The organism is Blastopirellula marina, from assembly GCF_002967715.1.
Taxonomy (GTDB): domain Bacteria; phylum Planctomycetota; class Planctomycetia; order Pirellulales; family Pirellulaceae; genus Bremerella; species Bremerella marina_B.
Map to the genome: position 1 here is coordinate 156,925 of NZ_PUIA01000026.1, position 21,555 is coordinate 178,479.

Annotated in this window: 20 protein-coding genes; 2 read left to right on the plus strand and 18 right to left on the minus strand. The window is 53.8% G+C overall.

The features are described from left to right. Positions 1–6 precede the first annotated feature (6 nt). From C5Y96_RS08885 to C5Y96_RS08935, 11 genes are all read right to left on the minus strand, one after another. Positions 7–669 (minus strand): response regulator transcription factor, encoded by a 663-nt coding sequence (locus C5Y96_RS08885; RefSeq protein ID WP_105352184.1) that lies wholly within the window; start codon positions 667–669, stop codon positions 7–9. Beyond that, positions 638–2,563, minus strand: a complete 1,926-nt coding sequence (locus tag C5Y96_RS08890) for a PAS domain S-box protein (protein ID WP_105352186.1) — start codon at positions 2,561–2,563, stop codon at positions 638–640. Before C5Y96_RS08890 ends, C5Y96_RS08885 begins: the two co-directional genes overlap by 32 nt. Before the next feature lie 76 nt (positions 2,564–2,639). Beyond that, positions 2,640–3,077 carry a response regulator gene (locus tag C5Y96_RS08895; RefSeq protein ID WP_105352188.1) on the minus strand — a complete coding sequence of 146 codons (438 nt, stop codon included), beginning with the start codon at positions 3,075–3,077 and terminating at the stop codon, positions 2,640–2,642. A gap of 50 nt (positions 3,078–3,127) precedes the next feature. Next, positions 3,128–3,574: a hypothetical protein gene (locus C5Y96_RS08900; RefSeq protein ID WP_105352191.1), complete on the minus strand. Its 447-nt coding sequence runs from the start codon at positions 3,572–3,574 to the stop codon at positions 3,128–3,130. A 12-nt stretch (positions 3,575–3,586) separates the two neighbouring features. Beyond that, positions 3,587–4,633: a DUF1559 domain-containing protein gene (locus C5Y96_RS08905; protein WP_105352193.1), complete on the minus strand. Its 1,047-nt coding sequence runs from the start codon at positions 4,631–4,633 to the stop codon at positions 3,587–3,589. Next, positions 4,630–5,046: a hypothetical protein gene (locus tag C5Y96_RS08910; RefSeq protein ID WP_105352196.1), complete on the minus strand. Its 417-nt coding sequence runs from the start codon at positions 5,044–5,046 to the stop codon at positions 4,630–4,632. Before C5Y96_RS08910 ends, C5Y96_RS08905 begins: the two co-directional genes overlap by 4 nt. After that, positions 5,043–5,510 carry a type II secretion system protein J gene (locus C5Y96_RS08915; protein ID WP_105352198.1) on the minus strand — a complete coding sequence of 156 codons (468 nt, stop codon included), beginning with the start codon at positions 5,508–5,510 and terminating at the stop codon, positions 5,043–5,045. The genes C5Y96_RS08910 and C5Y96_RS08915 overlap by 4 nt, the downstream gene beginning before the upstream one ends. Beyond that, positions 5,507–5,932: a hypothetical protein gene (locus C5Y96_RS08920; protein WP_146115581.1), complete on the minus strand. Its 426-nt coding sequence runs from the start codon at positions 5,930–5,932 to the stop codon at positions 5,507–5,509. The genes C5Y96_RS08915 and C5Y96_RS08920 overlap by 4 nt, the downstream gene beginning before the upstream one ends. Before the next feature lie 11 nt (positions 5,933–5,943). After that, on the minus strand, positions 5,944–6,936 hold the full coding sequence (locus C5Y96_RS08925; protein ID WP_158261146.1) for a type II secretion system F family protein: 993 nt from the start codon (positions 6,934–6,936) through the stop codon (positions 5,944–5,946). 292 nt (positions 6,937–7,228) lie between these two features. Next, complete coding sequence (locus C5Y96_RS08930; protein WP_105352206.1) at positions 7,229–8,377, minus strand: type II secretion system F family protein; 1,149 nt, start codon at positions 8,375–8,377, stop codon at positions 7,229–7,231. A gap of 24 nt (positions 8,378–8,401) precedes the next feature. Beyond that, the gene (locus C5Y96_RS08935) at positions 8,402–9,457 is read right to left on the minus strand and encodes a type II secretion system F family protein (protein ID WP_261341385.1); all 1,056 of its coding nucleotides are present in this window, start codon (positions 9,455–9,457) and stop codon (positions 8,402–8,404) included. A 468-nt stretch (positions 9,458–9,925) separates the two neighbouring features. On the opposite strand from C5Y96_RS08935, the gene C5Y96_RS27305 reads away from it, so the two are divergent. Then, entirely contained in the window at positions 9,926–10,183 is a 258-nt protein-coding gene (locus tag C5Y96_RS27305; RefSeq protein ID WP_158261149.1) for a hypothetical protein, read from the plus strand. 444 nt (positions 10,184–10,627) lie between these two features. Continuing rightward, positions 10,628–12,349: a solute:sodium symporter family transporter gene (locus C5Y96_RS08950; RefSeq protein ID WP_105352215.1), complete on the plus strand. Its 1,722-nt coding sequence runs from the start codon at positions 10,628–10,630 to the stop codon at positions 12,347–12,349. A gap of 130 nt (positions 12,350–12,479) precedes the next feature. On the opposite strand, the gene C5Y96_RS08955 is transcribed toward C5Y96_RS08950, so the two are convergent. From C5Y96_RS08955 to C5Y96_RS08985, 7 genes are all read right to left on the minus strand, one after another. Next, positions 12,480–13,052 carry an RNA polymerase sigma factor gene (locus C5Y96_RS08955; protein WP_105352218.1) on the minus strand — a complete coding sequence of 191 codons (573 nt, stop codon included), beginning with the start codon at positions 13,050–13,052 and terminating at the stop codon, positions 12,480–12,482. Positions 13,053–13,216: 164 nt separating this feature from the next. Then, positions 13,217–13,582, minus strand: a complete 366-nt coding sequence (locus tag C5Y96_RS08960; RefSeq protein WP_105352220.1) for a cupin domain-containing protein — start codon at positions 13,580–13,582, stop codon at positions 13,217–13,219. Between the two features lie 67 nt (positions 13,583–13,649). Beyond that, positions 13,650–14,993: a prolipoprotein diacylglyceryl transferase family protein gene (locus C5Y96_RS08965; RefSeq protein ID WP_114322168.1), complete on the minus strand. Its 1,344-nt coding sequence runs from the start codon at positions 14,991–14,993 to the stop codon at positions 13,650–13,652. Positions 14,994–15,017: 24 nt separating this feature from the next. Next, on the minus strand, positions 15,018–15,887 hold the full coding sequence (gene panC, locus C5Y96_RS08970; RefSeq protein ID WP_105352222.1) for a pantoate--beta-alanine ligase: 870 nt from the start codon (positions 15,885–15,887) through the stop codon (positions 15,018–15,020). 114 nt (positions 15,888–16,001) lie between these two features. Further along, positions 16,002–17,018: a class II fructose-bisphosphate aldolase gene (gene fba, locus C5Y96_RS08975; protein ID WP_105352224.1), complete on the minus strand. Its 1,017-nt coding sequence runs from the start codon at positions 17,016–17,018 to the stop codon at positions 16,002–16,004. Positions 17,019–17,133: 115 nt separating this feature from the next. Further along, complete coding sequence (locus C5Y96_RS08980; protein WP_105352227.1) at positions 17,134–18,048, minus strand: hypothetical protein; 915 nt, start codon at positions 18,046–18,048, stop codon at positions 17,134–17,136. A gap of 180 nt (positions 18,049–18,228) precedes the next feature. Continuing rightward, a complete protein-coding gene (locus C5Y96_RS08985) occupies positions 18,229–21,327 on the minus strand; it encodes a PVC-type heme-binding CxxCH protein (protein ID WP_105352229.1) in 3,099 nt (1,032 codons plus the stop codon). Positions 21,328–21,555 lie beyond the last annotated feature (228 nt).

Genomic DNA, 21,555 nt, shown 5'->3' on the forward strand with positions numbered 1-21,555 from the left:
TGACATTTACTCTTCTTCCGGATCGTCGGCTGTGTCCGCATTCGATTCGATCTCAGCGCGAAGCTCGTCAATCTTCATTGCCAGCCTGGTCAAATCTGGAATATTATCGACGTTCATCTTCTTGAAGACGTTATGCCGCCGCGCCTCGACCGTTCGAAGACTGACGTCCAGGCGATTGGCGATCACTTTGTTTGCCTTGCCGATCATCATCAACTTCATGACATCGCGCTCACCGGCATTCAACTTTTCGTAGTTCTCTTTGGCCTCAGTCGACTCTCTCGACTCTTGTCGCCAACGCGAATCCAAAGCGATCGCTTCGTTCACCGCGTCGATGATTTCCTGCTGCTGGCAGGGCTTCTCCAGAAAAGTGATCGCGCCATTGCGCATTGCTTTAACGGCAATCTGCATGTTTGCATGAGCCGAAATCAGGATAACCGGAATCCGCTCTCCCATCTCGACTAATTGCTCTTGCAGTTCTAAACCGCTGAGCCCCAACATGCGCATGTCGGTAACAACGCAACCGGGGCGGTTTGCGTCGAACGTTTGCAGATACTGTTCAGCAGATGCAAACGTTTCGACTTTAAGTCCAAGCGAACGTATGAGCATCCCAATCGATTCACGTGCCGCAGGGTCATCGTCAATGACAAACACGGTCGGATTCGTCGGCATAGCCAGTTACCTGTTGGAGGGAAGTTGGAAGCGTGAAGAAAAAGATCGTACCGCGGGCAGAGCCGGATTCAACCCAAATCTTGCCCCCATGCGACTCGACAATTGTACGACTAATGGATAAGCCCATCCCCATCCCTTTTTCCTTAGTCGATTGAAAAGCCTCGAACACGTCGAAGCCGGGAGGAAGACCGACACCATAGTCACGTACCGAAACCTGAACCATTGGTTCATGCTTGGTCTCAACAAGGCTTGTCTTAATCTCGATGATACGTTCGGCATTATTGTCGTCAATCGCATCAATCGCATTGGTGATCAAATTGATCAAGACCTGTTCTATTTGAATTCTATCGACAAATACACTAGGGGTCGAAGGTTCTATTTCCAGAGAAATCTCAATTGCCTTTTCTTCCAACAGTGGTGTCAGAAGCGCGATCGAGTCCCCCAGCAAGTCTTTGATCTCGGCCGATTCGGCTTTGGGAGCCGTGCGGCTGACGAAATTTCTTAGGCGGCGAATAATCTCGGCAGCACGTCGAGCTTGCTGGCCAATTCGTAAAACACACTGCTGGAGACTCGACTTATCGATTCCGTCTGGCGATTTCAGGAGGTTTTCGCACGTTCCGGCATAGTTCGAAATCGCGTAGAGCGGTTGATTCACCTCGTGAGCAAGCCCCGCGACCAGTTCTCCCATGGCCGTTAGCCGCAGGAAGTGGGCAAGTTCCGCGTTATGTCGGCGGATCTCCTCCTCTGCATTGACTTTCTCGGTGATGTCATGAACGACACCTACCACGTGCGAGTTCTGGCTTTCCGATACTTGAACCGGCGAAATCGAGATCTCAACCCAGCGGAACGCGTCATCCTCGGCATTGATTCGGATGGTATCTCGAACGGACTGCCTGGTTTGGATTCCGGTGATTATCAAACGTAATCTGGCATCGTATCGCGAGTCACAGCGAATCACATTCAACCCTACTTGCCCTACCAACTCGCGATCGCAACCAACGATCTCGAGAAAGGCCTGATTGCAGTCGACGACTTTGATTTCACCCTGCGAAAGCTGAACGATAAAGATCCCGTCACCGGCTGAAGCGATGGCCCGGTCGCGAATACGCATTTCCGTTTCGGCTGCCTTACGCAGGGTAATGTCTTGAAAAACATATTGCGTCGCATTCTGGCCGTAGTAATCGACAGCGGTCGTCATCAGTTCGACATCGAGCAGCGTTCCGTCAACTCGTCGCAAGACATATTCGTTCAATTGCGTTGGTGAACGCGCATCAACATCTCTTCCATCGGCTCGGCCTAGAGCCGCGTTGTCCGGTATGTCAAAGGTACCGATCGACTTTCCTACAACTTCAGCCGTGGAATTGGCCCGCAAGCACGTCTGGGCCATTCCGTTGGCGAGAACAATTTTCCCTTCACATGCCACGACGATGGATGTCGGAGAGTGATCGATCAGGGCACGATAACGCTGTTCGCTATTACGAAGCGCTTCCTCCGCTTCCATCTTCTCACGTTGAAGACGCCACTCTCGAATCGATCGCTTGGCCAGCCGCGGCAATTCCGCGAAACCTGTTTCGGACTTGACGACATAGTCAATCGCACCGCGTTTCAACACGTCGACAGCCGTTTGTTCATCACCTTGGCTGGTAATGATCATGACCGGGTATCGGCCTGCTTTGCCTTGCGGTTCGATCAGATCAGCCCCTAACCCGTCAGGCAGCGAGAGATCGACAATCACGAGATCGGGAACCGCCTGTTCGATGCTTTGGCGCGCATCCTCGAGCGAGAACTGTGTCGTTAGCTCAAAGTCGTCTATCTCGGAACGAAAGCCACGCATGATAAGTCTCGCGTGTGCGGGATCGTCTTCAACAATCAACAAACGCAACTTACCAACCATGGCTATTCCGCAGATAATTCAGGGGACAAGCACTGCTTAATGGCTTCGGCAATGGCAATGAACCTGGAACGCACCTCTAAGAGGAAGGCATGTGATTCAACTCGGTCCAATAAGCGCCAACCGAACGCATCAACTTGACGAACTGCAAGTATTCAATTGGTTTTACCAGATAGCTGTTAGCAAACCTATCCGTAGCTCCACGGACATCGGCATCGGCGTCCGAGGTAGTGAGAATGACAACCGGAATTTGTTTCAGATTCGGATCTTGCTTGAGCCGGCTTAGCACCGTCAAACCGTCGAACTTAGGGATTCTCAAATCAAGCAAGACTAAGTGAGGCAGCTTTTTCTTGTGTGCGAATTGACCGGTCTGATACAGATAGGCCAGGGCGGCTTCGCCATCGGAGACGTGATCGATGGCCAGCGATTCGCCAAACTCGCGGAGAGTCCTCAGCATCAGTTTCGCATGGGCCGGATTATCTTCGACCAAAAGAACGCGACTGATATTGCTGACCATCCTGTTCCCCTGCTGACTATCACGTGACCGTCATCCCTGGCAAACTTCGATCACGATTGCTCGGGATTCTCCTGGAGTGTCTTTACGTATTGGTCGCCGCCCTGCGGGTTACCGCAGCGGCGTTCAATCAGTATGGTCCCGAATGTCAGCAAAATCAACGAGATGAAGATCCAAGTCAAATCACATAAGGCAGTGAGCGCTGCAGGAACACCAAGAAATGGCGTGCAAACCGCACCAATTACACTTCCGAGCACAAAACCGACCACAGCCCCCGGCCAAAAGTATTCTCGAATCCAACCAATAAAAAAACCGACGACGGCACCGGTAAACACCATTGCCGCGCTCCACGAAATCCACTGATCCGTTGCCACGGCTGAGCCATAAACATCGTGCGTCTGAAACGACTGCACGATCGGCATAGCGATACGAGCCAGAATCGCGGAGAACGCGACTAGCAACATCAAAAAGATCAGTGGAAAGGATTGGCCTTTTAACATGACGATTTCCGTTTAGTAATCACTCACTCGCAATTGTCCGTCGGAACGATGCCCCATCTGATGAAACGGGACTGGTCCAATGGTTTCCGATATGAAACGGACACTACCGTCGCCGAAAGCCGTGTTGACTCCACCAGGATGGTAGCTGCCAATGCCTCCGACATAAAGTGTTGGATCATTGGGAATCACGCCGAAAACCTTTGCTTGAAAGAGCGGAACATTCTTCCCCTCGAAATCCATGAAATCGGCTTCCGTCATGTTCTTCGCCTCTTGCTCTCCTTCTGTGGCTTTCCCTTCGCCTGCCTCATCCTCTGGCAACGTTGGGGCATTGTCAAAAGCTTCAATAGGCTGCAACTCAAGCGTGTTCAACCACTCGGGATCTGTGTAAACATTAGGCAATGGAGTCGCAGGGCCATTTTTTGGCGAAACGCCCGTATTACGCAGAGTTGCCCTCGTACCGCTCATCCATCCTAAATTGCTGGTCGGCGTAATATCGGCCTCGGCCAAGAATAGAGTGAAGGCAATTCCATCTTGGAAGTCTGCCGCCGAAAGAGGCTTGTTCAAAATGAACGCCCCTGTATTCGATTCACTAATCGGCAGTTCACAGTGATTGTGAATGCCGACATAGTGAGAGGCCCCGACTCGGTTGTTCACTCGATTCACAGGGCTGGAAGGGCACTCTAGCATTTCCAAGCTCAAAGCTCGCGGGCCATTTTGCGCCTTATCGTAAACGCCTTTACTGAAGTCGATATGATCGTAAGTCGTTGTGTCTCCCAGATAGGGCAACGTCGCCGAAATCCAATTGTGATGGTACCCTTTGGGAACGTTTCGGATAGGGCTCGTATCGTTAATGGTGCCGGCGGGAAAATGCTGATTGGCAGACTCGTAGTTATGCAAAGCCAGAACCAACTGGGCAAGATGATTCATGCATTGCATCCGCCGCGCGGCCTCGCGTGCCTGTTGCACGGCAGGAAGTAACAAGGCGATCAATACGCCGATAATGGCAATAACCACCAACAATTCGACCAACGTAAATCCGCGGAATGTTCTCGCGTTCATTTGCTTTGCTCCGTCGCAGGGAGTGAAATGGTCCATGTTCTTCGATCACGAATAGTCGCCGAGGGATCCTCTCCCAAATTGACGATGACCTCCAGGTCACGAAGTTTCGGATCGGTGTTTGCTTCGACGTTGATGACGACATTCGCTGGCTGCCGTAGCCTGCTGTCTGCTTTATCAAGCTGCCATGTTTCGCCGTCGTATTGTGGCTGGGCCGCCAAACGCGACTTTGCCAGATCGAGCGCCGCCTCGAATAGTAAATCGACTTGCGGTTGACTAACGCTATTTGCTGTCTGCCGTGACTGCGACGCGACCCGCATCAGCGAGGCCATGGCGATCAACACAGCCCCAACCATCGCCACCAGAACGAACACACTGATGAAACCTTTCGGCTTACCTAAACGCGGCTGATTCATGGTCGCCTCCCGATGGCTTGCTGGATGACATATTTTTCGGAAGATGGCAGCCCATGATTTGCTTCAATCAACACACGCACCTGCTGGGGTTCGTCTTGTGAAATAACGACGCGGGTTTTCGGTATTCGAAACCCTTCCCGTTGCACATGGTCGGAGTCTTGGGATTTTGCTGCTCGCTCGACCAGGCCGATCTTGTTCGTATAAGAAACCAACGAGCCCTGCTGTTGAATGACCAGTGTCTGATCATCTGGCAGCTTGACTTCAACAGCTTCCCGCAAATCCTGGCGAAGCTGGGTTTCTAATCGTGTGACTCCTGTCTGCAGCTCAAGCCAATCCTGGGCCTGGCGAGCATTCAAATGGCTTTGATGCAGAAGCTTGATTGCCAGCGTGGCGATAATTCCACCGACAGCAATCACCACGAGTGTTTCAATCAGGCTCGTTCCCCTAACGCGTCGCGATCTCATGGTTGTTCCTCCGCGACTTCCCCAGGCACCTGCTTGAACCGCCAGGCGACCAAAGAATACTCCGGAAAATACGGAGACTTTGCTTTCCACGTAAGAACAATTCGTCTTCCAACGGCTGGCTGGGAGACCACTTCCGTATCGACTTGAATCACGGGTTGAGGCAAGCCTTGCTGCTGCTCCAACTGCCGAGCCCAACCAGCAATCATCTCTTCACTCAATTCGGCATCGTCAGCCGCAACGATACGCTGGGCAAGGTTACTCAACGTTTGCTCTGCGGCAAGCTTTTGCTTGGAAAGCCCAATTCGAGCCGACTGGACAACCTGTATAGATAGCACCACGGACAACATGGCTGCCAATACGGAAAGCGCAACAACGCATTCGATAACTGAAAGTCCGTGTTTGCTGGTATTTCGATACATCATTGGCTCGTCGGTTAGTAAACGGACAAGTTAGTTACGAGATTAATAATGGGAAGAAATATCCCAATCGCGGAAAACAACACCGGCAGCGCGGCCAGCATGACGAGAATCGGCAATGCTATTTTCATGGCCGGTGCCATGCGTTGCAAATGACGCCGGCGTTTGCCAATCGAAATCTCTTTGAGTGCCCAAGCCAGGTTACCGGCGTCCTGTGCCGAACTGGCCAAAGCCGCCTCGCCGCGATTCAAAATCCCCTCTTTGCGAAGCGATTCAATCCAGTCGGATCCTGCCTTCATCTCTTTGCATACGTGCCGAGCCACCTGGCGGATTCTTCCGGCCGGAAATCTGGCCTGCACGACCTCCAGGGAACTTTGCACCGGCAGGTCCGCCGCAACCACCACCGACAGCACGTTTAAAAATCGACATTCGTTCAAGGGACCGTGTACCCACCGCAACCCCCAAGGCAGTTCGCTAAACACGCCACACTGCACCATCACCATCAGTACGAACAGCAAAAAAGCAATGGGAATAATGAAATACAAGCACCACAAAATGATATCCGTCGACCTTTCGCTCCAAGCCCACAGTGCCGGAAAGCCGCTGCCCCCCATATCAAAATCGTCGATAATCATCGCCAGCACAGGTTTAATTTTGATCTCTGTAAACGTCAGCAGCGCCAGCTGAAAAAAACCGACCATTACCACCGTAATCAGGCCACCAAGGATCAGGTCGAGATTGCCGTAGTTGGTCGTATCGTCCCGCACAAACTCCTTGGACTGCTTATTGATCACTTCGACGTTACCCATCGTCCGTCCAAGCTCAAGCATCATGACCGTTTCGGCAGGAAGAAAAACGCGAGCAACCCGGGCCGCATCGACCAGGGTCATGCCGGCACCAAGCGCCTTGGCAAACCGATCGGCTCTTCGTTCCTGGAGTCCCGTCGATTCCTGCCGATACGCGACCGCGCTGGCAACGGGAGGAATGCCTTTCTCGATTCCGGCAATCACAATCGAAACCAAGCTGCGGTTTTCCATTACGCGATAACGCTGCATGCCGATGCCGAAGAGGACAAAACAAACGACAGGAATCAAAACGACAGCGACAAAACCGGAAACACCAATCCACCAACCGATCCCGCCAATACAGATAACCATCCAAGCGATCAGACGAAGCGAACGTCTCAGCAAGGAGGAATCCTCATGGGTTGTGCTGTCCCACTGATTTGACAGAACGAGCAGAACAACGCCCAGAAGGACGGCCATCCAGAGGTTCTGCAGGTGGTAGAGAAAGTCCATTGGCTCAGCTCAACGCCTCTATCAAGTCAATCAAAGGGGAAACCAATACAACAAGACGAATAGCCGCCCAAAACAAAGCTCCCAACACAAGGATAGTGATCACTGGCGGTCCAATCTTGCGGATTAATTCTCGCCGAAGTGCAAGTCTCTCTTTCAAAAGCCGTTCGGCGCTCTCCAATGCTTCCGCAAGAGAATTGTGCGTTTCCCCCCAACGCACCAAGGGAAGAATCGAAGGAGGAATATCGGGAGAAACCTGCCAAACCTCCCCTAATTGCTTGCCTTGCTCCATTTTCTCCGCCCAAACGGGTAATAACTCCGCATAGCGACGGCTGGCAACTGCGTCCTCCAAGAGTCGCAGTGCGGCAGGTATTGGGATGTTCTGCGCCACCACAAGCCGCAGTTTGATGATCAAGTCAAGCGATTCGTACCACCAGAAGATTTTTCCAACCACCGGCACACTTCGTTTCAGCAAAGAAGTCTGGGCCGGTGTCAGGAATGCCGGAATCAGGAAAACACCCACGCCGCCAAGTAGAAAGAAACTGGTCCACGATATTATCGGGGCTCGAAAGATATCGGGATCGAAAGGCAAATCCAGTTCAAATTCTTCGTAGATAGAAAGAAACTGGGTTTGAATCATCGGCATAATGAACACGTTCAAAAAGTCGACGATCAACAGCGTTACTGTAGCCAACAGCAATGGGTATGAAAGCGCAGCCCATAAATCGCGCCAGTATTCATTCCTCCAGTTTTCTTCTTCCAGTAACTCGTAGAGCGTCTCGCCGAGTCGATTCGATTGAATGCCGGCCACCAACACACTTTGGTGATACTTGGGAAGCTGTACGAAACTCAGATCGTGATCGACTAACGGGTTCCCACCGGCGCGAATCTCTTTTGCTAGTTGCCGGAATGCCAGCTTGAGCTTTCGCTGCGAAACCTCCTCCGCAAATGCTTCCAGTCCGGCATCCAGAGGCATGCCTGATGCGGAAAGCTCGCTAATGCAGCGGAGAAGTTCGGCCGACTCGGCCGGAGTAAGTGAAATGGGGGTCGGTGTGATCTGACGCTCCGCTTTCGAACCGTCCACGGTCTCCGCACTGTCGACCAGAGGGCGATCTAACTCAGATTCATGGTTCGAAGAACTGAAGGGGGACTGCATGAACGAAACGCGGAAACAACGGGGCTAAGCAGGAAGGACCAATACGTAGCGCAGAATTCCAATCCAGGGAACGAAAAGCATCAACGAATAAAGCACAACGACAAAGCCGCCAATCACAAGTGTGGAATAAATGGGAAGCTGGTTTTGAATCCAGAGGCTCTGTCGCCGAGCCTTGGAGTAGTAGCGTTCGCCTGTGTGTGCCAAGCTGTCCGCTAACGCATCCGGCTCTAGCTGCGATGCGAGAAGCCATCGACTCAAGGGGTTCAATTCGGGAGGTGCTGATTTCAGGTCTCCCATCTCGATACGATCGGCCCACTGACGACCGCTCGCCGTCAGTCGACGATTACATGTCGCTGCGGTCGCCAACCTCACCGCTTCAGGCAATGGACACCTATGACGAATCAATAATCCCATTAGGTCGAACACCATCGCCCACTGACAATTCCGAGCCGCTTTCTTTGCCCCAGGAAGCAGCCACGTTACGAAGCCATCTCCCAAAAACAAAAAGGATGGCCAGACTTGTAGCAGTGTGATGCAAAACAACATCAATCCCCCCAGGGGAATCAATGCGATGAATAGCGGCTTGAGCGAGGCGAAGAAATCGATCGAGCGAATAACGACAGACGTCTCGGGTACAAACGAATCGACGCAGATCTCACGCATCATCCGCAACTGCTCCATCCCGACGGTCATTCCGAAGATGCCAGCGAGGATCAACAAAATCGCCGGGTAAACCGAGGCGGTGAGGTATGAGATTCGCATCTTTTGGACGCGTCTGGCAGTTGCAGCGATATCCTCCAAGGCCGACGTCAATCGTCCACTGCGAACCCCGGCTGTCACCACCGCGCGATACATGGGCGGAAAACCGGTACCCAATTCTCCGATCGCATCTTCCAGTGACTGCCCGGCAGCAAGACGCTCAGAGAGGTCTTCACCTAATCGACGAAGACGTCCCGTAAGGTCTTTACTCATCCGTCCCAAATGGGGATCAAGAGGCAATTCGACTCGTGATAGCGATATTATCTCGGCATTGAGGGCGAGAATATCTTCCAAACGGTATGATGGACGAGTCGAAGCCACACACAGTCTTTCCAGGGACAAATACAGAAAAGCCTTCGCTGCCTCATTCTAACCACCAATCCCCCTCGACGGAAGAAAACTGACAACTTGTCCAAACTCAATTTTCACCTGACGCTGTTACTCTTTGGTCTTTGCCTTGGCTGTAGTTGCTCCCCGCAAACAAACACACCGCCGCAATCAAACGCAATTAGATCCGCGTCGATCGATCCTGAGACCAACATAGATTCACCCAATCCTGCTCCCCAGACACTTCCGCCAGCGGTCTACCAAGATTCGGATGGCTCCGTCCGCCTGTCACCCCTGACGGCGAAATTACAAGGAGAAGGCCTCGATCTTGATGAATGGGACCAGATTGCCGGCTTCAAGACTCGAGACCAACGGGCCCTCTGGCAAATCCAACTTTCTGCGCCTGGTACCTACCAGATCGAAATCGATGCGATTTGCACAGGCCCCACGCAGGAAGCACGAATGCGTGTTAATGTAGGGGAAAACCACTTTGTAGAAGACCAGATTCAACTCAGCGAAAACGATCAATCGCTGACGACAACGAGCCTGGGAGAGATAACGCTCGACGCCCCGAAAACCTATCAGGTCGAGATCGAGATGGTTGGACTTCCGCTCATTGGGAAGTTCGTTGTCAGCGAACTCCGTCTGGTTCCGGCTGGGGAAAGCCCTTCGACCTTGCCCAGGTTTAAGACCGATAACGGACTAACCGAAGGTAATTAGCTGATCAGAATCGATCGCTATTTCTGCTTCCGCTGTTGTTGCAGAATGGAAACAATGAAAAACATAATTCGCCTCTCGCAAAAAGTTCTGTGCCTACACTTATTTTAGGCAGAACGCATCCACGTTCTCTGTGGTTTGCCGAATATCGACGAAAGCGGGTCTCTTTAGAATTCATCGGCCAAGTTGGATATGGTTGATTGGGTAAAACGGAAAGAATTCTGAATCCGATTGGCTTCCAACCCATCACGGAATTTGCCTTCGGCCTGTCATCCTTGGCAAATCGACCTGAATAGCGATCCCCATGGCGGGATTGCATCAGGCGTTTCAATATCGCAAAATTTCTCAACACTCATTGCACTTTTCTCATTGCGTTGAGTCGCGTACGGGTTAACCTCAACGGTTTCCTCACTCATCATGCCCCCGCAAATAATCACAGGCAGCCCCATGCTTGAAACGGCTATCATTCTCGGTTCGTTCATCTTCTTCACGGCACTGGTGGGTTTTATCACCTGGCTGCTAACCCGAAAGGACGACCACGATTCTTCGGCAGGCTACTTTTTGGCAGGCCGAACGCTGACAGGGGGTTATATTGCCGGCTCACTCATGTTGACCAACCTGTCGACCGAACAGTTGGTTGGATTGAACGGGGCCGCATTCCGAGACGGTATCTGCGTGATGGCATGGGAAGTCTTGGCTGGTGCCTCCCTGGTGGTGATGGCGCTGTACTTTCTGCCACGCTATCTTAAGAGCGGAATTGCAACCGTCCCTGAATTCCTGGAAGAACGCTTTGGCGATTCAACTCGAGCGATCACTTCACTCATTTTCATCGTTGCCTACGCTGGTATTTTGCTCCCGATCATTCTTTACACCGGGGCAACAGGCCTGACTGGAATCCTGGACGTTAAAGGGTTGCTGGGAATCGAGAGCGCAGAGGTTGCCGCAAGTGCACCGGCGGACGCGATGGGAACGGCAGATTACGCGATCCTCTGGGGAGCCGTCTGGCTGATCGGTATCATCGGTTCGCTCTACGCGATTTTCGGTGGTCTGCGAACGGTTGCCGTTTCCGATACGCTCAACGGCTTCGGCTTGCTGGTGGGCGGTTTCCTGATCCTGTTTTTCGGGCTCAACGCGATCAACAGCGAAAGCATTTTCGGAGCCGTTGAAGAACTGTACAAAGCCAACCCTGAGAAGTTCAACTCGCTGGGCGGCCCCGAATCTTCGGTCCCTGTTTCCACCCTCTTTACCGGCGTTTTGCTGTTGAACTTGTTTTACTGGTGCACGAACCAACAGATCATTCAACGAACGTTCGGTGCCAGCAGTCTGAAAGAAGGGCAGAAGGGCGTTCTATTGGCAGGCGTCCTGAAGATCCTTGCTCCGCTGATTCTCGTGATCCCCGGCTTGATCGCATTTCATCTTTACGGTGACACGATCGCCAATGACAAGGCCTACGGAACGCTGGTCAGCAACGTTCTGCCAACCTGGCTGGCTGGCTTCTTTGCGGCCGTGATGGTTGGGGCTATTCTCAGTTCGTTCAACTCGGCACTCAATAGCACAGCCACGCTATTCAGCTTGGGTGTCTACAAACAAATGCTGCACCCCACTGCGACCGATGAACGCGTTATTCACGCCGGTAAAGTCTTCGGTACGATCCTGGCCATCGTCTCGATGACGATCGCTCCGCTACTTGTCGGGCAAGACAGTATCTTTGGTTATCTCCAAAAGATGAACGGACTGTACTTCATCCCGATCTTCTCGGTGGTTCTCGTCGGCATGCTCTCGAAGCGGGCCCCTAAGATTGCCGCTGATGCCGCTTTGATCTTCGGGTTTATTGCGATCGCTGTCTTCTACTTTGTCATTCAGCCAATGACCAAGGACGCGGCACTCGACCTGAACCAGCCGTTCTACGACTTCCACTTCCTGGGACTTATGTTTGCCTTGCTGGTTGGTTTCCAACTACTGATGGCGCAAATCGCTCCTCGGGAAACCCCCTACGAACAAAAAGATGCGGGTGCGGTTGATATGACCAGTTGGCCTTTAGCGAAGCCGCTGGGCATCGGCCTGATCGTGATTGTTTTTGGCATCTATGCGTTCTTCGCCAGCATCAACACCATCTTCCCGGTCACTCCGGCGGAATCGGCTGAGGCAAGCGCGGCCCAAGTCGACTAACCGCTGCCATCCACCCAAGAGGGCTTAGGTCAGACGATCTGGCAGGACGTCATGGCTTAAGTCCTCTTATTTTTTGCTCCAAGCCAACCTACGATCGATGAGAATTGCGGCAGCACCACTCAGGCAAAGCTTAAGGGATACCGCGTTCTGACTGCGCGATCATTACTTCAAGACACTCTTTCAAATGAGTTCGCGCGCGATGCAAGCGGCTGCGCACCGTCCCCACCGGAAGCTCCAGCACATCGGCAATTCGATCGTAGTCCATGCCTTCAAGCTCTCGCAGCACCAGAACATCGCGATGCTCTTCAGAAAGCTTCTCTAGCGCGGTATGGACCTGGCGAATGCTTTCCTGCTGCTCCATGCGGTGCCCAGGCCCCTCGCTGCGATCGACTGGCTCGTTGCCAACGTCTTCTCGTACTTGATCGATCGAGTGAACCTTCTTTCGCCGACGGCGGTGGCTGATCGCGATATTAAAAGAAATGCGATAAAGCCAAGTGTAAAACGCGCTGTTTCCCTGAAAGGTCCCCAGTTTGAGATACGCCTGGACGAACGACTCTTGCACAACGTCTTCTGCATCTTCCTTTGAGCCGAGAATATGCACCATTGTGTTGAACAATCGCTGCTGATAACAGCGCACAATCTCCTCGTAGGCGGACGTATCGCCTTGGAGAATGCGCTGAATCAGGAGCGAGTCGTCAGACACGAACGATGTAGCCGGGGTGGAATGAGTCGAGGAGAAACGGAAGTCAGAAGATTCCCCGAAGAGCAACCCTTTACCGCGCGTCTGCGCTCGTCGGAGAATGCGAAAGAACAGTTCTATCGTAGCTGAAATGATCCCCTATTTCGAGGATACGGCAGCCTGTAATCTTACTCGGTATCTCGCTGGACGGTTTCGGGGGAGAATGCCGGCAAACAAACGGCGATATATTCCGCACCATCGGAATGAGGACTACTGTAGCGAATCCATTCGCCTTTTTTTGTAATTATTGCCTGACCAGCCGAAACCACCTGGACACCTTCTTTCGACTCGACGGTTAACGCCCCTTTGAGCACCACCGTGTATTCATCAAACTCAGGCGTCTGCCCCGGCTCGCCCCAGCCGCACGGACTGACCATTCGCGCGATACTAACCGAGTCTGTTTTCGAGTTGACACGACCGACAAACTCCTGAATGACCTTGGGCTTGTTCCCCGCGGCCTGGATAACGGCAGGGGCAGGAATATGAATGGGCATGGTTGGGGCACCCTTCAGCAAGTTTGTTGGTATCGATCTTCAACTGCCCCTTTAAACCCAAGGGGTCCTAAGATCCTGCATTAGGCACCGCTTCTCGCGGCCAGGCAAGTGGCTGCTTGCGAAACCGTGCGAAAATGAACAGGACGATCGCCAGCACGAAGATGACCACGCTCACATTCTGGGAAATCGTCAGCCCCGTCCCACCGATGGCGTACTCGTCGGTCCGAATCACTTCCAGCAGAAACCGGGCAATCGAATAGAGCCCCAAGGTAATTGCAATTACCTCCCCATCCGCTTTGCGGAAAGGGTAATAAGCTAATACCAACAGACACAGAATGAGGCCGTTCAGACTGCTATAGATTTGCGTCGGATGTATTGGCAACGAAGCCTTGGGCATCTCGTCGACATGCAGCGCCACGTCCCCTTTGCCGGCCAACGTAATCTCCAGGGTCCCTTTACGAGGGCCTTCTTTCATCCACGAGGCCAGGAATCGATTCTTCAAAAGATCGAGCGGCTTGTACTCTTCACTCTGTAACGGATATCCGTCGATACTTTCGACGACGTCCCCCACCGCGAATTTGCCGGTCTTGCTGGCCGCTGAGTCGGGTAACACATTGGCGACAACGACCTGCCCTTGGTCGTTCTCGACAAATAGCAGCCCGTAGAACGCGCCGTTCTCCATGTGTCGAATGTAAGGAGGCGTATACTGCGGAGGCACGCCCTGGGGAAACTGCACCGCCAAAGGAAGCGTGCAAAGGCCACCGTAACAACAGCCATTCATGAAGCAGCCCAGTCGACCGAAAAACATCCCGATCATCAAACTCGGGGCAATTAAGTCCGCCAGAGCCAACGCATTAATCTGCTTTCGGTAGCAGTACACGATAAAAGCAGCGGCCGCACCAATGAGCGAACCGTAAACCACGATCCCCCCCTCGGTCACCTTGAAGATCTCTCGCGCGGTTGCCTGCCAGTCACCTGGACGATAGAAGTTTTCCCAGTACTGAATCACGAAAAAGAGACGTGCTCCGACGACGCCACATACAATCATGACCATCGCTAGAGAGAAAATCACTTCCGGATTCAGCCCCATCTGCTGCGCGCGATAGGCTGCCAACCCCACTGCGGAAACAATCGCGAACACAAGCAACACGCCGTATCCTCGAACGGGAAATCCGACTTGATCCCCTTCAACGACGCGCAGCATGGGCAATACGTAAACGATAGCCGCCGCGACGATCGCAAACAGCGGCAGGTGTCCTATCAGTTCCTGCATGAAGGTTGGCTTCCTGGAAAGCAGGAAGATCCAGACGGCGACGATGAGGCCCCACACAATCAACAACCATCCCATGCCCACCACCGGCAGGCCGAACAGATCGTCCGGAACGGGAATGAGGAAGAGGGTACGCTGCACGATGGGTTCTTGGGGTTGAAGAAACTATTGGGAGACGGGGAAAGGTACAAGCACGTTGTCGATCAACCGGGTGGTTCCGACCCTGGCAGCCACCAGGATAACGACATCCCCCTCGATTGTCTCCACTGATTTCAGTGTACGGGGGCAGGCAATTGAAACGTAATCAATCTCACCAATCCCTGCCTCGTGAAGAGCCTGCTCTATTTTACCCCGCATCAACTGGGCATCGGCCTCTCCGCCGGCAATCTGCTGAGCGGCCTCGTGTAAACTTCGCGAAATACTCAGGGCAATTTCACGCTCTTCGGGGGACAAATAGCGGTTACGGGAGCTCATCGCCAGCCCGTCCGCCTCGCGAATGATCGGACAGCGGACGATCTCGATCGGGACTAGCAGGTCACGCACCATCTCTTCAATCACCCGAACCTGCTGAAAGTCCTTTTGGCCAAAGAAAGCCGCATCGGCAGGGGCTACTTGAAATAGCTTGAGCACGATGGTCGCGACCCCATCGAAATGAATCGGGCGGAACGTTCCTTCCAGCGGCAGGGCGATCTCGGGGGCTTTCACCACCGTGGTACTTCCCGGTGGGTACATCGCATCCACTTCCGGGACCAGCACCCATACCGGGTCGAACTCTGACAGCAACTGCAAATCCGCATCCAACGTTCGCGGATACTTCGCAAAGTCTTCGCCAGGAGCAAACTGAGAGGGGTTCACGAAGATCGTGACGACCGTCAGATCGCAAGACTTCTGAGACTGGGCAACAAGACTTAGGTGCCCAGGATGAAGGGCCCCCATCGTCGGAACCAGCCCGACGCGTTTTCCGTCGGCTTGCGCCTGGCGAATTTCAGCACGCAGCTGAGCTGGATCATAGAAGACGCGAGGTTGAGACGTCATAGGTACGTTGCTACTGGGTGGAGGAGACTTTTCACGTAGTCGAGCAGATAACATAACAAAAAAGGGCTGCGCGAGATGCACAGCCCTTTTCGTGATTTTGCTTGCTACTCGGTACTAAACCAAGCTGGCTTCACGCATCTTCGAGGCCTGTCCGGCTTGGCCGAACGCAACCATGCGATCGATGCAGACCTGCTTCATGGCGTCGCGAGCCGGGGTCAGGTACTTGCGAGGATCGAACTCGGCTGGGTTCTCGAAGAGCACCTTCCGAATGGCACCAGTGATGGCCATACGGTTGTCGGTGTCGACGTTGATCTTACGAACGCCGTGCTTGATACCCTTCTGGATTTCTTCGACTGGCACGCCGTAGGTCTGCTTCATCTGACCGCCGTACTTGTTGATGATGTCTTGCAGTTCTTGCGGAACGCTGGAGCTACCGTGCATCACCAAGTGGCAGTTTGGCAAACGCTTGTGAATTTCTTCGATACGACCCATGGCCAGCACGTCGCCGGTTGGGGCCTTGGTGAACTTGTAAGCACCGTGGCTGGTACCGATAGCAACTGCCAATGCATCGACGCCCGTTTCGGCGACGAAGCGTTCGGCTTCTTCAGGATCGGTCAGCAACTGATCGTGGCTCAGTTCGCCTTCAGCACCGTGGCCGTCTTCGGCTTCACCGGTACCCGTTTCGAGCGAACCCAAGCAACCCAGTTCGCCTTCAACGCTCACGTTCTTGGCGTGGGCCATTTCGACGACCTTCTTGGTGACGGCGACGTTGTAGTCGTAGTCGGCCGGGGTCTTGCCGTCTTCCTTCAGCGAACCGTCCATCATCACCGAGGTGAAGCCATTTTCGATAGCGCTCATGCAGGTTTCAGGGCTGTTACCATGGTCCTGGTGCATGACGATCGGAATTTCCGGGTACAGTTCCGATGCGGCCAGCATCAGGTGACGGAGGTAGTTGTCTTGCGAGTAGCTACGTGCACCACGCGAAGCCTGAACGATCACTGGGGAATCCGTTTCCTTGGCGGCTTCCATAATCGACTGGATCTGTTCCATGTTGTTGACGTTAAAAGCAGCCACGCCATAGGAATTTTCGGCTGCGTGATCCAGCAGCACCCGTAGGGGAATCAAAGCCATGAGGTATCTCCCGAGTTAAAGCATTAACACGGCTGCGTGAGGATTCCAAAAGCCCCTAGGGCAGCCCGACTAATTTATTCAAAGTCGTTATTATCAGAGAGTTTGCGGCGTGGGGTCAATCCCCTGTCGATGGCTGTTCCGCGTCGTCAAAATGGGAGGGAAGCAGACCTTCCGTAGAGTCCTCATTAAGGGGCAAATTTTCCTTGACCGACGATTGTGGCTGAAAAAGATCGTCGAATTGTGAGCCGGCCAAGCGAATTAGCAGCAATTGCCGGCGAGGTGAACCCCCGATTTCTCGCTCGAAGAACGACTTACCCACCCCTTTGACATCCTTCGTTCCGCTGAGAATAAGCGTCTGGCCTGCCTCGAGCATGGCAATGAATTCGACCTGCTCGAACACCTTGGTCTCTTTCCGCGTTTCAAAGCGGAACATCCCTTGCCCCGCTTCCACGCGCTGACGCGGCTGGCCATGGTGGATTTCTGGTGTCACGACAATCTGCACACGACCGTCGTTTTGGGGGAACGTCTTCAAAATGAATTTGCATTCGGCGTTGTAATAGGTCTCGCCACGCAGCGAGCCATTGACCGTTTCCAGAAGCGACACCTCTGGTTGTGCCGGCACCATGACATATTCACTGCGTTTGCCACGCGGGAAACGGCGAGAGTTGATCGCCACCTTTTCGTCGCCGGTGACACGCACCATGTCTCCGGCCACTGCTCCTGCTTTGCCTTCGTTCTCACTGAGGATCTTTCGCAGGGGAGCCGGCAAGTGGAAGTCTACGATACCCACACGAAAACCGTTGGCAACAAGCTCGCGACGTTTATCCAAGGGGATCGCCTGTTCGTCGATCTCTTGCCAGATATCGCCCAGTTCCTGCTGATCGACGCTGTTTAGCGACAACCGGGCAATCTCCAACGAGACCGTATCCGCAGCCATTGGGGCCTTGGGCAATTCGCTGGGGGGCGTGTCTTCTTCCGAATGCCAAAGCGCGCGACAGCCGCCTGCGAACAACGTCGCAATCAGAATCACAGCGGCTATCCTTCGAGCATCCATGCCAGAAGCGTTTTAATCAATGATGAAAAACAGAGAGGTGCCAGCGCAGATCGCCGGGCAGGCAGATACTAGAGAAACCGTCAACTTGCGGCAAGCGATGTTTGTCACGTGCTAGCAGTGGGGCAGGGGATGCCCCGCTGTCTGTTTTCACCTTAGCTAGTTTTTCTTCGGCAGTGGGACCTGAGCTGGGTTCTTCAAGTAGGCAATCAAATCGATGAACTGCTCATCGCTTAGCAGGCCGCCTGGTTGATTGGGTTCTGCCCCCAGCTGAAGATCTGGCATTGGCGAGAGGGCCGTTTTCTTCTGGGCTTCGATCCCATCTTTCTCGACAGTGACCCGATCGGTTGGCGTTTGCAGCGTCAGTGTGCGATCGGTCTGCTCGGCGACAATCCCGCTGAGCACGCGCCCGTCGTCCATTTGCAGAACCGTCATCCGGTAATCCGCACTGACGATGGCACTGGGGTCGATAATGTTCTGCAGCAGGTAATCGAGGTTGCTGCGATTGCTGCCGGTCAGATCCGGCCCAATGTTGCTCCCCTCGCCATACAGGCGGTGGCACTTGGCGCACAGTCCTTCAAACACAACGCGGCCTTGGCTCATATTGGCGTGCGAGAGCGTCTCATCGGTAAGCCGGCCCTTCCAGTAAGCCATCGCTTTCTGCTTCTCTTCGCTCGATTCGCGAACTTCTCCCCACACCTCGTTGACTCGTTTCGAGAGTGCCTCGTCTCCCAGGTTCCGCATCTGACGGACATGAAACGCCGTCACATCCGACTTGCGAACCTGATTTTTTTCCATCGCATCCAACAGCACGTTGGCCGACGTCGTACGCGACAGCAAAATTGCTAATACTTCGGGACGTTGTGGCTCGCGGAAGCGGCGGTAATTATCGACCAACAGTTTGGCGGCCGTGGGGTCGTCGTATAGTGCCAAGCCCCTGGCCGCGACAATATTCAGATTGGGCGTAGTGACCAACTTCTCGCAGATCTCACGCAGATCATCCGGCTTGGCTTCAATCAGCGAAGCGAGCGCCGACTGGCGAACTTGCATGTCCGTATCGTTACTCATGGCCAGTTTGCGAAGTTCGTCGAGTGCCCTGCCGTCGCCAAAGAGCGCACCCAATTCTCGCAACTTTTGTTGAATCGACTGGCTCTCGAAATCGTTCAGGCTCGTAGCCAAAGCATCCCAGTCTTTCGGCTTGGGGGCCTTCGACCAGCCGCGAAGTGCCTCACTCATTCCGGTAAGAACATCATTCGTTTTGGCCGCATCGAAGCCCTTCGTTGCCGCGACCAGCTGATTCGTAGGAGCCGGATTTTTCTCGACTTCTTCCGATAATCGCCGAGCAATCAACTTGGTTGTTGTGGGCCACTGCGAAGCGATCGCAACGGCTACCAAATCGCTCGGTTTCTGATCGCCAACGGGCATAAGCCCATACCAAGTCATCAGCGGCAGGTTGTGATCGTCGGCGTACGCTTCGTGCTGCACCAGTTCCACCGCCACGGCACTTCGCATGCTGACCGGAAGCCGATTCAAAGTCGATGCAAGCGTCAGTAATACCAGCCCCGATGAATCCTCCTTGGCCATCTCAATGAACTTGGGAAGAAGCTCTATTGCCTCTGCTCTAACTTTTCCCGAATCTGCGTGTGGCACTGGGCCGAGGATACCATCAATTGGCCATTTTTCCGTCAACAAACGAATTGCCCATGCACGGAGATGCTCGTTCTTGTCATCTAACAGCTTAACGAGCATTCCATTGTCCGTGCCTCCAATAACATGCAATGTCCATAGGTAGCGCAATCGATTTCGGTCGTGTTTTTCTTGCGAGGTGAGTGCCTGTTCAGGCGTCTTTTCCAGCACCATTGGCTTCAATAGTTCAGCCAATGGCCCCATATCTTCGCCAGCGAGGGATTTCTCCTGTAGCACCAAGCGTGCCATCCGGGGAGCCCAGTTGTTATCGAGTTGCTGCACCATGGGATTCAAAAAATACGAGACGCCTGCAGGCGGGCGGGGGACCTTGTTGGCGGCGTTGTATGCAATGCGATAAATGCGGCCGCTGGTGCGGTGAACGCCAGTATGGTCGTGGCACTCGCCGGTGTCGCTCCAGTCGATCATGTACACGCTGCCATCGGGGGCGGTGTTCAATTCCATACCGCGAAAGAAAGGATCGCCACTGATCAGGATGTCTTTGCCATGTTTGCCGACGTAGCCGCTTCCTTCGCGCTCCAAGATTTCCTGATTCACTCGCATCCCATGCATATTGACGGTGAACAGGTTACCTCGATACGACTCCGGCCAATTCGTGCCCTGGTAAATCATCATCCCCACATGGGCATGGCCACCGCCGAACTCGTTGGCGGCTCCGGCCCGCGAGTCTTGCCATTTCCCGGTCGTGTCGAAGTGCCAGTGGTCGGCGTGGTGATCGATCAGCTCGTAGACATGCGGATTCTTGTCCAGCGTGAAGGCCTGCTTGAAGTGGGCCCCAGGAATGGTATGCCACAGATGGCCATTCACCGTGTTGATGAAGAACATTTCGCCATGTTCGTCCCAGTCGTGTCCCCATGGATTAGTCGTCCCGCAAGTCAGCACTTCCACGTGCTTTGTCTGCGGATGGTAACGCCAGATGCCGCCGTCCATCGGCTGACGCCGTTCGTCCGGAGTACCAGGCACTCCGATCAGCCCCGGACACGAGTGCCCACACCGGCCGTACAGCCAGCCATCAGGCCCGAAACGCAGACCATTGGCGAAGTTGTGGTAGTTGTCCTTCGCCACCGTGAAACCATCGAGCACTACCTGAGCAGGCCCATCCGGCTTGCCATCGTGATCAGCATCGGGGACGAATAGCACTTGGGGCGGGCACATGAGCCATACCCCGCCGAGGCCGACCTCGACGCTGGTCAGCAGTTGGACGTCATCGACAAAAACGTTTCGCTTGTCGAGCTTTCCGTCGCCGTCGGTGTCCTCGAAATAGAGGACCCGATCACGCAAGCTCCGGTCGAAGCGCATGCTGGGCTGGTCGTAGGTGTAGTTTTCAGCCACCCACAGCCGTCCCTGGGCATCCCAGGTCATGGCGATCGGGTTTTGCACGTCAGGCTCAGCAAAAACGACCTCGACACTAAAGCCTTCAGGAACCTCAAAGCTGGCGGCCGCTTCTTTCGGTGGCATTGGCTGGGCATCCTTGTCCCGTTCCGAGTTATGAATCTCGGGAAAATCGGCCAGAACGGGAGCGGCAAACAGCAGCAGGAGGATCAGGCTACGCATGGAATAAGCTGGGGGTAGGGGAACGGGATAAAGAAATAGGAGGAATCGATCCGGAGAACTCGTCAAGGGAAATTCTACTTTACTCCAAGGAACTTAGGGCCTGCAAACATGGGGGCCAATTCCCCCATCAGGGATCCCCTGAAAGCCATAAAGCTTCTCGTCAGCAGGACATATATTTGTTACCATCCGAGTTTCCCTGGAAACATCTCCGCCTGACTGGGCGGCTGA